General features: G+C 70.0%; 13 protein-coding genes. 9 read left to right on the top strand and 4 right to left on the bottom strand.

The genetic code is table 11. The features are described from left to right. Together ACFY1L_RS43045 and ACFY1L_RS43040 are read right to left on the bottom strand one after the other, a co-directional pair. A complete protein-coding gene (locus ACFY1L_RS43045) occupies positions 1-171 on the bottom strand; it encodes a hypothetical protein (RefSeq protein ID WP_388837831.1) in 171 nt (56 codons plus the stop codon). Beyond that, a complete protein-coding gene (locus ACFY1L_RS43040) occupies positions 168-1,544 on the bottom strand; it encodes an ABC transporter substrate-binding protein (RefSeq protein ID WP_388837828.1) in 1,377 nt (458 codons plus the stop codon). The genes ACFY1L_RS43045 and ACFY1L_RS43040 overlap by 4 nt, the downstream gene beginning before the upstream one ends. A 214-nt stretch (positions 1,545-1,758) precedes the next feature. Here ACFY1L_RS43040 and ACFY1L_RS43035 point away from each other — a divergent pair, with 214 nt between their 5' ends. The 4 genes from ACFY1L_RS43035 (at position 1,759) to ACFY1L_RS43020 (ending at position 5,438) form a co-directional block, all read left to right on the top strand. Then, positions 1,759-2,130 (top strand): response regulator, encoded by a 372-nt coding sequence (locus ACFY1L_RS43035; RefSeq protein ID WP_388837825.1) that lies wholly within the window; start codon positions 1,759-1,761, stop codon positions 2,128-2,130. 211 nt (positions 2,131-2,341) lie between these two features. Beyond that, the gene (locus tag ACFY1L_RS43030) at positions 2,342-3,298 is read left to right on the top strand and encodes a hypothetical protein (RefSeq protein WP_388837822.1); all 957 of its coding nucleotides are present in this window, start codon (positions 2,342-2,344) and stop codon (positions 3,296-3,298) included. A gap of 155 nt (positions 3,299-3,453) precedes the next feature. Continuing rightward, on the top strand, positions 3,454-4,530 hold the full coding sequence (locus ACFY1L_RS43025; protein ID WP_388837819.1) for a LacI family DNA-binding transcriptional regulator: 1,077 nt from the start codon (positions 3,454-3,456) through the stop codon (positions 4,528-4,530). After that, entirely contained in the window at positions 4,527-5,438 is a 912-nt protein-coding gene (locus ACFY1L_RS43020; protein ID WP_388837815.1) for a carbohydrate kinase, read from the top strand. The genes ACFY1L_RS43025 and ACFY1L_RS43020 overlap by 4 nt, the downstream gene beginning before the upstream one ends. Positions 5,439-5,618: 180 nt before the next feature. Here the strand turns inward: ACFY1L_RS43020 and uvrA are convergent, their stop codons facing one another. Continuing rightward, positions 5,619-8,648, bottom strand: a complete 3,030-nt coding sequence (gene uvrA / locus ACFY1L_RS43015) for an excinuclease ABC subunit UvrA (protein WP_388837811.1) — start codon at positions 8,646-8,648, stop codon at positions 5,619-5,621. Positions 8,649-8,872: 224 nt separating this feature from the next. Here uvrA and ACFY1L_RS43010 point away from each other — a divergent pair, with 224 nt between their 5' ends. The 5 genes from ACFY1L_RS43010 (at position 8,873) to ACFY1L_RS42990 (ending at position 13,327) form a co-directional block, all read left to right on the top strand. Beyond that, positions 8,873-9,559: a maleylpyruvate isomerase family mycothiol-dependent enzyme gene (locus ACFY1L_RS43010; RefSeq protein WP_388837808.1), complete on the top strand. Its 687-nt coding sequence runs from the start codon at positions 8,873-8,875 to the stop codon at positions 9,557-9,559. 55 nt (positions 9,560-9,614) lie between these two features. After that, positions 9,615-10,271 carry an MBL fold metallo-hydrolase gene (locus tag ACFY1L_RS43005; RefSeq protein ID WP_388837805.1) on the top strand — a complete coding sequence of 219 codons (657 nt, stop codon included), beginning with the start codon at positions 9,615-9,617 and terminating at the stop codon, positions 10,269-10,271. A 508-nt stretch (positions 10,272-10,779) separates the two neighbouring features. After that, positions 10,780-11,664, top strand: a complete 885-nt coding sequence (locus tag ACFY1L_RS43000; protein ID WP_388837802.1) for an ABC transporter substrate-binding protein — start codon at positions 10,780-10,782, stop codon at positions 11,662-11,664. Next, positions 11,661-12,578: an amino acid ABC transporter permease gene (locus ACFY1L_RS42995; protein WP_388837799.1), complete on the top strand. Its 918-nt coding sequence runs from the start codon at positions 11,661-11,663 to the stop codon at positions 12,576-12,578. The genes ACFY1L_RS43000 and ACFY1L_RS42995 overlap by 4 nt, the downstream gene beginning before the upstream one ends. After that, the gene (locus ACFY1L_RS42990; protein ID WP_388837796.1) at positions 12,575-13,327 is read left to right on the top strand and encodes an amino acid ABC transporter ATP-binding protein; all 753 of its coding nucleotides are present in this window, start codon (positions 12,575-12,577) and stop codon (positions 13,325-13,327) included. Before ACFY1L_RS42995 ends, ACFY1L_RS42990 begins: the two co-directional genes overlap by 4 nt. Before the next feature lie 13 nt (positions 13,328-13,340). On the opposite strand, the gene ACFY1L_RS42985 is transcribed toward ACFY1L_RS42990, so the two are convergent. After that, positions 13,341-13,634: zinc ribbon domain-containing protein (locus ACFY1L_RS42985; protein ID WP_388837794.1), on the bottom strand; the 294-nt coding region annotated here is incomplete at its 5' end.

Raw genomic sequence — 13,634 nt, 5'->3', positions numbered from 1 at the left:
TCAGAATCCGGCCGGCGGGTGCACGTCGAGCACTCCGTCAGCCTTGCGGTACGTGTGGAGATCGCGCGGCTTCCGGCAGCCGGGCTTGCACAGTGTCTTCAGGATGCCGGTCGACTCGGTGGCCGTCCACGCTCCTGCGGGCCGCGACCGGCCACCGGGGGCGCGGCTCATGGTCCGCTCTGCGGGTACCCGTCGTGCGCGGCGAGGTCCTTGTCGATGGCCGCGACCGCCTGGTCCAGCGTCTTCTTGACCGGGGCCTGGGTGATGATCTTCGCGAAGGCGCGTGCGAAGGCACCGGTGATCGCCGGGTATGCGGGCGTCTGCGGCCGGGGCCGCGCCGTACCGTCCCGCAGCTGCTCGATGAACAGCCGCTCGGCACCGCTCGCGCCGTACTGCGGCGAGAGCTTCACCGCGCTGATCGTCGCCGGGATCGCGCCGTTGGCCTCGGTCATGCGGTGGACCTGCTTCGGCCGCAGCAGGAACTCGATGAACCGCCAGACTGCATCGCCGTCGGCGGAGCCCGCCGGGATGCCCCACTGCCAGGAACCCATCCCGGTCGCGGAGCCCTTGCCGAAGTCCGGCAGCGGCACGAGCGTGACGTCGCCGGGATGTGCCTTGCTGAACTCGGGATATCTCCAGTGGCCCATCCAGGAGATGGGAGTGCGGCCCTTGGTGAACGCCTCGTGGTCCTTGTTCCGGTCGACGAAACCTTCCTTGATCCAGTCCTGAAGGGTGGTGAGCGCCCGCACGGACTCCGGGCCGTTGAGGAAGCCGTCCGCCGTGCGGAACGTCTCGGGGTCGATGAGGTCGCCGCCCGCCGACCACACGGCGGGGGCGAAGGCGTAGGTGTCCCACTCGTCGGGGTGCGACGAGTCGAAGTAGTTCAGGTCGAGCGGCGCCCGGTAGCCCTCCCTGCGGAGCTTGCGCAGGATGCCGGTCAGCTCGCTCGCGGTCCAGGCGTCCTCGACCCCCTTCGGTATGCGCACTCCGGCCTTCTCGAGCACCGACGGCCGTACGTACAGACCGAGGCCGGAGTCGAAGGTGCCGACGCCCCACAGCCGCCCGGCGTACGTGCCCTGCCGGCGGATCGAGGGGAGCAGATCGTCCCGGACCTTCCCGGGCACGCAGGAGTCGATCGGCCGGAGCTTGCCGGACCAGGCGTAGCTGTAGAGGTACGGGCCGTCGAAGTCGAGCAGGTCCGGCAGGTCACCGCTGGCCGCCGCGGAGAGCACGAGCTCGGTGTACGGGCGCTGTTCCGGCAGGGTGACCAGCTCGACCCGCACCTGCTTCTGGGTCTTGTTGAACTCCGCGACCTGGCTGCGCAGCGTGCTGAGCTCGCCGCTCTGTCCCGCGTGGAACCACACCGTGATGCTCTGGGTGCCCTCGATTCTGCCGTCGCACGTGGTGTCGCCACGCGCGGGCTTCGCCTTGCCGTCTCCGTCGCCGCCGACGCATCCCGCCAGCAGGAGAGCGACTCCCAGCGCCCCCGATCCCACGGCACGACGCACCCGACGGCTCGTGGCGCACATGTGCGGCGTCTTCATCGCGCACCCCCACTCGACCGGACGACACGGCCTCCCCAGGGCGGCATCATGCTACCCCTGGTGACGCGTCGCTGCGCTGCGTGAGCACGAACCGCCGCAACGGCCCGAGGCGGCACAGGACTTCAGCACGTTCCGGATCTCCACAAGCTCCGCTCGTCGACACTTTCCGGCTAGCCGGAAAGCGCAATCCCGCACGGGTTGGCACGCTGTCAGCATGTCCATGCGCTGTCTTCTCGTCGATGACAGCGTCCGGTTCCTGGAGGCCGCACGCACCCTGCTGGAGCGGGACGGAGTGGTTGTGGTCGGTGTCGCCACGACGGGTGCGGAGGCGCTCGAACGGGCTGCGGAGCTGGCCCCGGACGTCGCCCTGGTGGATCTCGACCTGGACGGCGAGAGCGGACTCGACCTGGCCCGGCTGCTGGCGGAACGGGTACCTGCGGTGATCATCGTCTCGACCCACTCCCAGGAGGACTTCCAGGAGCTCGTCGCGGCCAGCCCCGCGCGCGGTTTCGTGCCCAAGTCCACGCTGTCCGCACGGGCCATTCGCGACGTACTGGGCAACGAGGGGACCACCGCGCCGACCTGAGCCCACCGACCGCGTCTCGGCCAGGAGTACGCCGCTGTTGGGCATCAGGTGTTGTCGGGACTTGGTCAACACGCTTCAATGCGGGGGAACTCGGGGCCGTGAACGACGGCGTACGGATGTGAAGACGCCCCGACGCCGACGGGGTGGCCCCGACAGACAGCGTGAACCCGGCCCGACCAGCCGTAGCGAGCTTTCACAGAAAGGCCCCTGCATGCCGCACGCCACACAGCCCGCGGACCTCGCCGCCGTCGCCACCGCGGAACTGGACTCGGCCCTGCGTGGCGGCCCCTTCCACGTCGCGCTGCGCGCCGCGATCGCCGCCCGCGGGCTGCCGCTGCAGCGCGTGCAGCACCATCTGTCACGCCACGGGGTCAAGGTCGGCGTGACGAGCCTGAGTTACTGGCAGCAGGGTGCCCGCCGCCCGCAGCGGCCCGAGTCCCTGCGGGCCGTACGGGCGCTTGAGGAGATCCTCCAGCTGCCGGAGGAGTCCCTGATCCGGCTGCTCGCCGAGACCGACGAACGCACCGCCGCGCAGCGCCCCGCGGGCCGCTCCTACCGCTCCCTCGTGGCGGCCTCGGACGTCCTGGAACAGCTGCTGGCCGAGCTGGGCTCACCCCTGGACGGCGGGCTGCACACCCTCGGGCACCACGAGCGGATACGGATCGGGCCGCGCCGCGAACTGGCGGAGCGCGAGTCGCACCACATCGTGCGCGCCCACAAGGACGGCGTCGACCGCTTCGTGGCCGTGCACCACGGCGACCCGGGGTGCGCGCCGGAGCGCATGCGGGTGCACGCACTGGAGAACTGCCGCGCGGGACGCGTGCGCGTGCACCACGACACCGGCGTCCTCGTCGCCGAGTTCCTCTTCGACACCCGTCTGCGGGCCGGGGACACCTTCCTCTTCCGCTACGGCGTCGAGGACGGCACGGCCGGTGTCTCCCGCGAGTACGTCCGCGGATTCGGGCCGGCCGGCGGCCAGTACGCGCTGCAGGTCCACTTCGACGAACAGGCCCTGCCGACACGCTGCCACCGCTTCGCCCAGCACTCGCCGGCGGCCCCCCGCAGCGGCCGCCAGGAACTCCCCCTCAGCGGCCACCACCGCTCCGTCCACCTCGTGGAGCCCCGGGTGCGGACGGGCATTGTGGGGATCGGGTGGGACTGGGAGTGAGGAGCAGGCGCACCTAGGACTACTGGGAGGCGCACTCCCCCGGCCCACGTAAACGCTTGCGCAAGCGTTTACGTGGGCCGCCGAATGGGATACCGTCCCGGCCGGAAGGACCCGCGCCGTCGGCGAGAGGGGCGCGGCTCGGGAAGGGGAATGCAATGGCCACCATGGCCGACGTCGCTCGGAGCGCCGGGGTGTCCGTGGCGACCGTCTCGCACGTCCTGAACGGCACCCGACCCGTCCTCCCGCACACCCGCCAGGCGGTCCTGGACGCCATCGACCGGCTCGGCTACACCCCGAACACCCTCGCCCGCTCCCTGGTGACCGCGCGCACCCGGTCCATCGGCCTCGCGGTGTCGGCGATCAGCAACCCGTACTTCACGGAGATCCTCCAGGGCGTCGAGGCCGGCGCTCTGGAACACGGCTACAGCCTGCTCATCGCCGATCCGCACGACGACCCGGAGCACGAGCGCAAGGTCGTCCAACTGCTGCACGAACGCCGGGTCGACGGCATGATCGTCGCCCCCTCCGCGAACCCCCGCGAACTCGTCGCCTACCTCGGCCGCCACGACGTACCGACCGTCTTCCTCGACCGGCTCGTCGACACCCGCGCCGAGGGCACACCGCGCTACGACCAGGTCTGCGCCGAGAGCGCCGAACCGACCGCCGACCTCGTCACCCATCTCGCCGACCTCGGCCACCGCCGGATCGCCCTCGTCGCCGGCCTGCCCGGCCTCAGCACCACTCGCGAACGCACCACCGGCTACCGCCGGGGCCTGGCCGCCTCCGGACTCCCGTACGACGAACACCTCGTGGTGCACGGCGACTCCGAGTCCGCCGGCGCCGAGCGGGCCACCGCCGCCCTCCTCTCCCTGGCCGATCCGCCCACCGCGCTCGTGACCGCCAACAACGCGATGACCATCGGCGCCCTGCGGGCCCTGCGCGACCGCGGCCTGGCCGTGCCCGACGACATCGCCCTGTGCTGCTTCGACGACTTCGCCTGGGCGGACCTGTTCTCGCCCCGGCTCACCGCCGTCGCCCAGCCCAGCAAGGAGATCGGCGCCCAGGCGGTCCGGGTCCTCCTGGAACGCCTCGCCTCCCCGGACCGCCCCACCCGCACCCTGCGGCTCCCCTGCACCTTCGTCCACCGCACCTCGTGCGGCTGCCCGGAGGGGTCGGCACGGCCCGAACACCCCGAACAGCCCGCGCAGTTCGAGAAAGGAACCATCTCGTGATCGTCGTCGCCGGTGAGGCTCTGATCGATCTGGTACCGCAGGGCACGGGTGCCCTCGCGGGCCTGAAGCCGGCGCTCGGCGGCGGCCCTTACAACACGGCCGTGGCCCTCGGCCGCCTGGGCTCCCCCACGGCCTTCTGCTCCCGGACGTCGTACGACGCCTTCGGCGAAGCCCTGCTCGACGGGCTCCGGGAAGCGGGCGTGGACGTCTCGGCCGTGCAGCGCGGCGCGGAGCCGACCACGCTCGCGGTCGCCACGATCGACGGGAACGGCTCGGCCGCCTACTCCTTCTACGTCGACGGCACCGCCGACCGGCTGTTCACGGCTCCGGAGGACCTCCCCGCCGAAACCCGCGCCATTTCCTTCGGCACCTGCTCGCTCGTCCTGGAACCCGGCGCGACCGCCTACGAGTCTCTGATGCGGACGGCGGCCGCACAGGGCGTCTTCACCGCGCTCGACCCCAACATCCGGGCGGGACTGATTCCCGACGCGGACGCCTACCGGGCCCGCTTCAAGAGTTGGCTGCCCTCGGTGTCGCTGCTCAAGCTCTCCGAGGAGGACGCCCACTGGCTGGGCGGCACCCCGCGCGAGTGGCTGGCGGCCGGGCCCGCGGCGGTCGTGATCACTCATGGCGGTGACGGGCTCACCGCCTTCACCCGGGACGGAGCCGTGTACCCCGTGCCGGGCGAGAAGATCGCCGTCGTCGACACGATCGGCGCCGGTGACACGGTGAACGCGGCTCTCCTGCATGGTCTGGCCGCCCAGGACGCCCTGTCCGCCGAGGCGCTCCTGGGACTGGGCGCCGACGGCTGGACAAAGCTGCTGCGACTCGCGGCGCGGGCAGCCGCGATCACATGTTCCCGAGCGGGTGCAGAGCCGCCGTACGCCTCCGAACTCGGGGACTGGTAAAGGGCGTTCGGCCTTCCTTCGCTCTTGCCGCTGATTCCGCTGATTCCACTGTTCAGGAGTCAAGGTTCGTCGCAGCCGCAGGGATCGAGCGGCTGATCCTGCAACGAGCAGCGCCCCGCGGGGAGTTCCCGCGGGGCGCCGCTCTTTTCCGGATTTGTCGAGGCTCGCTCCTCGCGCGCCTCAGGCCTTGCGGGCCCGCGTCGTCTTCTTCGCGGGAGCTGCCTTCTTCGTGGCCCCGGCCGCCTTCTTCGTGGCCGTGTTGTTGGCGGTCCTGGCCGTCGTGGTCTTCTTCGCCGTCGACTTGGCCGCGACCGTCTTCTTGGCTGCCGTCTTGCGCGGGGCCGGCACCGAGGACGCGTCGCTGATCCGGTCGGCCCCGAGAATCTCCCGCAGGAACTTGCCGGTGTGGCTGGCCGGGATCCCGGCGACCTCCTCGGGCGTGCCCTCGGCGACGACGAGTCCACCGCCGGCGCCGCCCTCGGGACCCATGTCGACGACCCAGTCGGCGGTCTTGATCACGTCGAGGTTGTGCTCGATGACGATGACCGTGTTGCCCTTGTCGACCAGGCCGGAGAGGACCTTCAGCAGCTTGCTGATGTCCTCGAAGTGCAGACCGGTGGTCGGCTCGTCCAGGACGTAGACCGTACGGCCGGTGGAGCGCTTCTGCAGCTCGCTGGCGAGCTTCACGCGCTGCGCCTCACCACCGGACAGGGTGGTCGCGGACTGGCCGAGGCGGACGTAGCCGAGACCGACGTCGTTCAGCGTCTTGAGGTGACGGTTGATCGCCGGGACGGCCTCGAAGAAGTTCATCGCCTCTTCGATGGGCATGTTCAGGACCTCGGCGATGGACTTGCCCTTGTAATGGACCTCCAGGGTCTCCCGGTTGTACCGGGCGCCGTGGCAGACCTCGCACGGGACGTACACGTCCGGGAGGAAGTTCATCTCGATCTTGATCGTGCCGTCGCCCGCGCAGTTCTCGCAGCGGCCGCCCTTGACGTTGAAGGAGAAGCGGCCCGGCTGGTAGCCGCGCACCTTCGCCTCGGTGGTCTCGGCGAACAGCTTGCGGACGTGGTCGAAGACGCCGGTGTACGTCGCCGGGTTCGACCGCGGGGTGCGGCCGATGGGCGACTGGTCGACGTGTACGACCTTGTCGACGAGGTCGTCGCCGTCCACGCGCGTGTGCCGTCCCGGTACGCTCCTCGCGCCGTTGAGCTCGCGGGCCAGGTGCGTGTACAGGATGTCGTTGACCAGCGTCGACTTGCCGGAGCCGGACACGCCGGTGACCGCGGTGAACACGCCCAGCGGGAACGAGACGTCGATGTCCTGGAGGTTGTTCTCGCGGGCGCCGTGCACGGTGAGCCGACGGGTCGGGTCCTGCGGGCGGCGGATGTCGGGCAGCGGGATCGACTTCTTGCCGGCCAGGTACTGACCGGTCATGGACTCGGCGTTGGTGAGCAACTCCTTGAGAGAGCCGCTGTGCACGACCTTGCCGCCGTGCTCGCCCGCACCGGGGCCGATGTCGACGATCCAGTCGGCAACCTTGATGGTGTCCTCGTCGTGCTCGACGACGATGAGCGTGTTGCCCATGTCGCGCAGCCGGACCAGGGTCTCGATCAGCCGGTGGTTGTCCCGCTGATGCAGGCCGATGGACGGCTCGTCGAGGACGTACAGGACGCCCACGAGCCCGGAGCCGATCTGGGTGGCCAGGCGGATGCGCTGGGCCTCGCCGCCGGAAAGCGTGCCGGCCGCGCGGTTCAGCGAGAGGTAGTCCAGGCCGACGTCGACCAGGAAGCGCAGCCGCTCGTTGACCTCCTTCAGAACCCGCTCGGCGATCTTCTTGTCGCGGGCGTTGAGCTTCAGCTCGCCCAGGAAGTCCGCGCAGTCGCTGATGGACATGCCGGAGACCTCGGCGATCGACTTCCCCATGATCGTGACCGCGAGGACGATCGGCTTCAGGCGCGTGCCCTGACAGGTGGGGCAGGGCACCTCGCGCATGTAGCCCTCGAAGCGCTCACGGCTGGCGTCGCTCTCGGACTCGCTGTGCCGGCGCTTCACGAAGGGGACGGCGCCTTCGAAGGGCGTGGTGTACACGCGCTCGCGGCCGTACCGGTTGCGGTAACGGACCTCGATCTGCGTCTTGTGCCCGTACAGCAGGGCCTTCTTGGCGCGCTGGGGCAGACCGGCGAAGGGGATGTCGGTCCTGAATCCCAGCGCGTCCGCGAGGGCGCCGATCAGACGGCCGAAGTAGTCCTTGGTGTGCCCGTGCGACCAGGGGTGGATGGCGCCCTCGTCGAGGGACTTGTCCTCGTCCGGGACGATCAGCTCGGGGTCGACCTCCATGCGCGTACCGATACCGGTGCAGTCGGGGCAGGCGCCGAAGGGCGAGTTGAAGGAGAAGGAGCGGGGCTCGAGCTCCTCGAAGGACAGGTCGTCGTACGCGCAGTACAGGTGCTCCGAGTACATGCGCTCGCGCTCGGGGTCGTCCTCGGGGAGGTCGACGAAGTCGAGCACGACCATGCCGCCGGACAGGCCGAGCGCGGTCTCCACGGAGTCGGTGAGGCGGCGCTTGGCGGAGTCCTTCACCGTGAGGCGGTCGACGACCACCTCGATGGTGTGCTTCTCCTGCTTCTTCAGCGTGGGCGGGCTGGACAGCTGGATGGTCTCGCCGTCCACACGCGCGCGGGAGTAGCCCTTGGTCTGGAGGTCGGCGAAGAGGTCGACGAACTCTCCCTTGCGCTCGCGCACCAGCGGCGACAGCACCTGGAAGCGGCTCCCCTCCGGCAGCTCCAGGACCTTGTCGACGATGGCCTGCGGCGACTGGCGCGCAATGGGGCGGCCGCACTCGGGGCAGTGCGGCTTGCCGATACGCGCGAAGAGCAGACGCAGGTAGTCGTAGACCTCGGTGATGGTGCCGACCGTCGAGCGCGGGTTGCGCGAGGTCGACTTCTGGTCGATGGAGACGGCCGGGGACAGACCCTCGATGAAGTCGACATCCGGCTTGTCCATCTGACCGAGGAACTGCCGGGCGTACGACGACAGCGACTCCACGTAACGGCGCTGTCCCTCGGCGAAGATGGTGTCGAAGGCCAGCGAGGACTTGCCCGACCCCGACAGGCCCGTGAAGACGATGAGCGAGTCGCGCGGCAGGTCGAGCGAGACATTCTTGAGGTTGTGCTCGCGCGCGCCACGGACGATGAGACGGTCGGCCACGCCGGTCCGCACCTTTCTTGAGAGAAGTGACAGGGGCGAGGCCCCCGTGCTTTCTCAGACTAGGGGGAGCCACTGACAACGCCGGTCGGATTCCCGGGTTGCATAACAATCCCCGGCCCTCCAGCATGCCCGACGCCACAACCGACCATATAGCACGCGCATTCGATTTACGGCACTGCTTCACCACCTTCACCCAAAGGTGTGGCGAGGCTAGGGTCAGCACCATGATTGATCACGGTCATGACCTGGCGTCTGTACGTGACGCGACCGACCGGCTGCTCACCGCAGCCGCCAAACTGGACAACGCCGCGGTCGCCGAGCCGTCACGGCTCCCAGGCTGGACCCGCGGCCACATCCTCGCCCACCTCGCCCGCAACGCGGACGCTCTGGTGAACGTCCTCGAAGGGCGCCCCATGTACGTCTCCGGGGAGGCACGCGACAGCGACATCGAACGGGACGCGCCGCGCCCCCTCGACGTCCAGCTCGCCGATCTGCGCGACAGCGCGGCCCGCTTCCAGGCGACCGGGACCGCACCGGCGGACTGGTCGCGCACGGTGGAGCTGCGCAACGGGGTCAAAGACTCGGCATCGAGAGTGCCGTTCCGGCGGTGGGGCGAGGTGGAGCTGCATCACGTGGACCTCGGCATCGGGTACGAGCTGGAGGACCTGCCGGCGGAGTTCACGGAGCGGGAGATCGACTTCCTCGCCGCCCGCTTCTCGGGACACCCCGACGTGCCTCCGACCCGCCTGACGGACAGTACGCGCGCGTGGCGGACGGGCCGGCAGACGACGGAGCCGGAGAGCGCCGTCACGGGCTCGGCGCCGGAACTGCTCGGCTGGCTCGCCGGGCGCCGGGACGGCTCCGGGCTGAGCGTGGAGGCCGGCTCGCTGCCGGCGCTTCCCCCGTTGTGACCGCGCGGCCTGTGGCGGGGGACCGGGTGCACTCCCCCGCTATAGGCTGACCGCCATGACGTACAGCGGACAGGTGACGGTCGGCGGCCCGGCGGACGTGCACGAGCTCAAGGACCTCATGATCACCAAGATCGCGGTCGGCCCGATGGACAACAACGCCTATCTGCTGCGCTGCCGGGCCACGGACGAGCAGTTGCTGATCGACGCGGCGAACGACGCGGACACCCTGCTCGGCATGATCGGTGACGACGGCATCGCGTCCGTCGTCACCACGCATCAGCACGGCGACCACTGGCAGGCGCTCGCCCAGGTCGTCACGGCCACCGGCGCCCGCACCTACGCGGGCCGGGAGGACGCCACCGGCATCCCCGTGCCGACCGACGTCCTCGTCGATGACGGCGACACCGTCCGGGTGGGGCGTGTGGAGCTCACCGCGCGCCATCTGGTCGGGCACACGCCGGGTTCGATCGCCCTCGTCTACGACGACCCGCACGGGCATCCCCATGTGTTCACGGGGGACTGCCTCTTCCCCGGTGGCGTCGGCAACACCCGTAAGGATCCGAAGGCGTTCGCCAGTCTCATCCACGACGTCGAGACCAAGATCTTCGAGGTGCTCCCGGACGAGACCTGGGTCTACCCCGGGCACGGCAACGACACGACCCTCGGCGCGGAAAGGCCGCATCTGCCGGAGTGGCACGCGCGCGGGTGGTGAGAACGCCGGACGGTCCGGGCATCGGGGCAGCCCTCTGACCGGTCGGACAGCACACAGGGGCGGTCGGGTCGTAGGACCTGCCGCCCCTGCATGCATCGGCCCGCTTGCCGCCTCGAGAGGACGGGCCCGTGACCCATGGGAGTCATGCCCTACAGCGCACGGAACGGCAGAAGCGTCACATCACGTACGTCCCGCCCGGCGCAACTCCCGCACGCAGGCGCCGACTTCGCGCACGCGCCCCGTGTGAAGCATTCACACGCGCCGGAGCCATGCGCGCGCTCCCGGCGCACGTTGTTGCGCAGTCAACTGGAGGCAGCCCCGCACAGGATGACGGCTCCTGGGCGGTACGGGCCGCCGGTCTTTCGATCCCCGCCCTCGACCGGCGGCCCCGGCGTGGGGCGAGGCGTCCGGGGGAAGTGTTCACAGGACTGCAACACGCGTTCCCACTATGCGGACAATTGCGGTCGTGACCTCGACAAACAGGACGCGGGACTGCCAATCTCCCGCCATGCACCTCGCCCCTCGCGCACTGCGCCGCGCCGTCGCCGCGGCAACCATAGCCCTGCTCGCCACCGCGGTCGGCTGCGCTCCGCAGCCCGAGGAGAAGGCGAGCGACAACGCCTCGGGGTCGACCGGCACCACCTGCTCCAAGGGCAAGTTGGCCACCAAGACCTCCGGCAAGCTCACCATCGCCACCGACGAGCCCGCGTACGAACCGTGGTTCAAGGACGACAAGCCCGCCAACGGCAAGGGCTTCGAGTCGGCGGTCGCCTACGCCGTGGCGAAGCAGCTCGGCTACGACAAGAGCGCCGTCGTCTGGCAGAGCGTGCCGTTCAACAAGGCCTTCGCGCCCGGCGTGAAGACCTTCGACTTCGACATCAACCAGGTGTCGATCAGCGCCGAGCGCAAGAAGGCCGTGGACTTCTCGTCCGGCTACTACGACGTGCGCCAGGCCGTCATCGCGCTGAAGGACTCGAAGGCCGCGAAGGCGACCGGCATCGCGGACCTGAAGAACCTCAAGCTGGGCGCCCAGGTCGGCACCACCAGCCTCGACTACATCAACGACGTGGTGAAGCCGAAGCAGGAGGCCGCCGTCTACGCCAAGAACGACCAGGCCAAGTCGGCGCTGAAGAACGGCCAGGTGGACGCCATCGTCGTCGACCTGCCGACCGCCTTCTACATCACCGCGGCCGAGGTGACGGACGCCAAGATCGTCGGACAGTTCGAGAACCAGGGCGGCACACCGGAGCAGTTCGGGCTCGTGCTCGACAAGGGCAGCGCGCTCACCTCCTGCGTGACGGACGCCGTGGACGCTCTGCGCAAGGACGGCACCCTGGCGAAGATCGAGAAGCAGTGGCTCTCCGACGCCGTCGACGCCCCGGTGCTCAAGTGACGGTCACCAAGGAGGAGTCCGGCCAGGACGGCGCGGACGACAACGGGGACATGACCGGCGGGAGCGACGGCTATGTCCCGTCGCAGCGGCGGATCGAGCGCGAGGCCTTCAAGCGCGCGCGTGCCCGTCGCGCGACGGCGATCGCCGCGCTCTCGACCCTCGTCACGGGCGTCGTCCTCTACCTGATCGTCGTCAACGCGCCGGGCTGGCCGCGCACCAAGGAGACGTTCTTCAACGGGCAGTACGCGCGCGAGGCGTTCCCCAAGGTCCTCGAAGGCCTGTGGCTGAACGTACGGCTGCTGCTGATCTGCGGCGTCGCCGTCCTGGTCCTCGGCATGCTGATCGCCATCGCGCGCACCTTGCGCGGCCCGGTGTTCTTCCCCCTCAGGGCGCTGGCCGCCGCGTACACCGACTTCTTCCGCGGACTGCCGCTGATCATCAACCTGATGATCGTGGTCCTCGGCGTCCCGGCGCTGCGCCTGCAGGGCGTCACCGTCGACCCTGTCCTCCTGGGCGGTACGGCGCTCACGCTGACGTACTCGGCGTACGTGGCCGAGGTGTTCCGCGCCGGCATCGAGTCCGTCCACCCCTCGCAGCGTGCCGCGGCCCGCTCGCTCGGCCTCACCAACCGGCAGGCGCTCAGGTACGTGGTGCTGCCGCAGGCCGTACGACGCCAGGTGCCGCCTCTCCTCAACGACCTGGTGTCGCTGCAGAAGGACACCGGCCTCGTGTCGATCGGCGGCGCGATCGACGCCGTACGGGCCGCGGACATCATCGTGGGCCGCAGCCTCAACTACACGCCGTACATCGTCGCGGGCCTGGTCTTCGTGGCGCTGACCATCCCGATGACCCGCTTCACGGACTGGGTGACGGCCCGGATGGACCGCCGGCGGGCCCAGGGAGGATCGATATGAGCGACGCGCCCGTGCTGCGCATGGAGTCCGTACGCAAGACCTTCGGCGGCTCGGTCGTCCTGCGGGACGTCGACCTGGAGGTCGCGCCGCACACGGTGACCGCGCTGATCGGCGCGTCCGGTTCCGGCAAGTCGACGCTGCTGCGGTGCGCGAACCTCCTGGAGGAGATCGACGACGGCGCGATCTGGCTGGACGGCGAGGAGATCACCGATCCGCGCGCCGACCAGGACGCGGTACGGCGCCGTATCGGCGTGGTCTTCCAGGCGTACAACCTGTTCCCGCACATGACCGTCCTGGACAACATCACCCTCGCCCCGCGGCGCGTGCACGGCGTGGCCCGCGCGGAGGCCGAGGACCGTGCCAGGGAGCTCCTGGAGCGGCTCGGGCTCGGCGGGAAGGCGGGCGAGTACCCGGACCGGCTGAGCGGCGGTCAGCAGCAGCGTGTGGCGATCGTGCGCGCTCTGGCCGTACGCCCCCGGCTGCTGCTGCTCGACGAGGTCACCGCGGCGCTCGACCCGGAGCTCGTCGGCGAGGTCCTCACGGTCGTCCGCGACCTCAAGGACGACGGCATGACCATGGTGCTGGCCACGCACGAGATGGGCTTCGCCAGGGATGTCGCCGACCAGGTTTGTTTTCTGGACGGAGGCGTGGTCCTGGAGCGCGGCACGGCGGAGCAGGTCTTCGGCGACCCGCAGCAGGAGCGCACTCAGCGCTTCCTGCGACGGATCGTGGAGGCGGGACGGCTTTGACGTGCTCCCTGGCCTAAAGTCCAGGGATTCCGGCCTGGGTCGTCTGACCCTTCCGGGGGCTTCCTGCTTCACCGCGCTGTGCGGGCACGGGTGCCCGTCTTACCGGCGCTCCACAGGCGTTTAGCGTCTGCGCCCGTCCGGCGGCGACGATTCGGCGTCCTTCGAAGAGGACGTTGCGGGCTGCGTTGTGGTCGCGGTCCTGCACGGTGCCGCATGCGCCGCACGTCCACTCCCGGACGTGCAGGGGCTTGGGACCGTCCCGGAATCCACAGGCCGAGCAGACCTGAGAGGACGGGAAAGCGCGGTC

The sequence above is a fragment of the Streptomyces sp. NPDC001663 genome (genome assembly GCF_042893105.1).
Taxonomy (GTDB): Bacteria; Actinomycetota; Actinomycetes; order Streptomycetales; family Streptomycetaceae; genus Streptomyces.
This window is presented reverse-complemented; position numbering and strand designations above follow the sequence as displayed.

What these genes read in the sequence shown, in the direction of transcription:
- ACFY1L_RS43040 (WP_388837828.1), bottom strand. Translation starts at nt 1,544, where the DNA reads ATGAAGACGCCGCACATGTGCGCCACGAGCCGTCGGGTGCGTCGTGCC.
- ACFY1L_RS43030 (WP_388837822.1), top strand. Translation starts at nt 2,342, where the DNA reads ATGCCGCACGCCACACAGCCCGCGGACCTCGCCGCCGTCGCCACCGCG.
- ACFY1L_RS43005 (WP_388837805.1), top strand. Translation starts at nt 9,615, where the DNA reads ATGACGTACAGCGGACAGGTGACGGTCGGCGGCCCGGCGGACGTGCAC.
- ACFY1L_RS43010 (WP_388837808.1), top strand. Translation starts at nt 8,873, where the DNA reads ATGATTGATCACGGTCATGACCTGGCGTCTGTACGTGACGCGACCGAC.
- ACFY1L_RS43025 (WP_388837819.1), top strand. Translation starts at nt 3,454, where the DNA reads ATGGCCACCATGGCCGACGTCGCTCGGAGCGCCGGGGTGTCCGTGGCG.
- ACFY1L_RS42990 (WP_388837796.1), top strand. Translation starts at nt 12,575, where the DNA reads ATGAGCGACGCGCCCGTGCTGCGCATGGAGTCCGTACGCAAGACCTTC.
- ACFY1L_RS43045 (WP_388837831.1), bottom strand. Translation starts at nt 171, where the DNA reads ATGAGCCGCGCCCCCGGTGGCCGGTCGCGGCCCGCAGGAGCGTGGACG.
- ACFY1L_RS43035 (WP_388837825.1), top strand. Translation starts at nt 1,759, where the DNA reads ATGTCCATGCGCTGTCTTCTCGTCGATGACAGCGTCCGGTTCCTGGAG.
- ACFY1L_RS43000 (WP_388837802.1), top strand. Translation starts at nt 10,780, where the DNA reads ATGCACCTCGCCCCTCGCGCACTGCGCCGCGCCGTCGCCGCGGCAACC.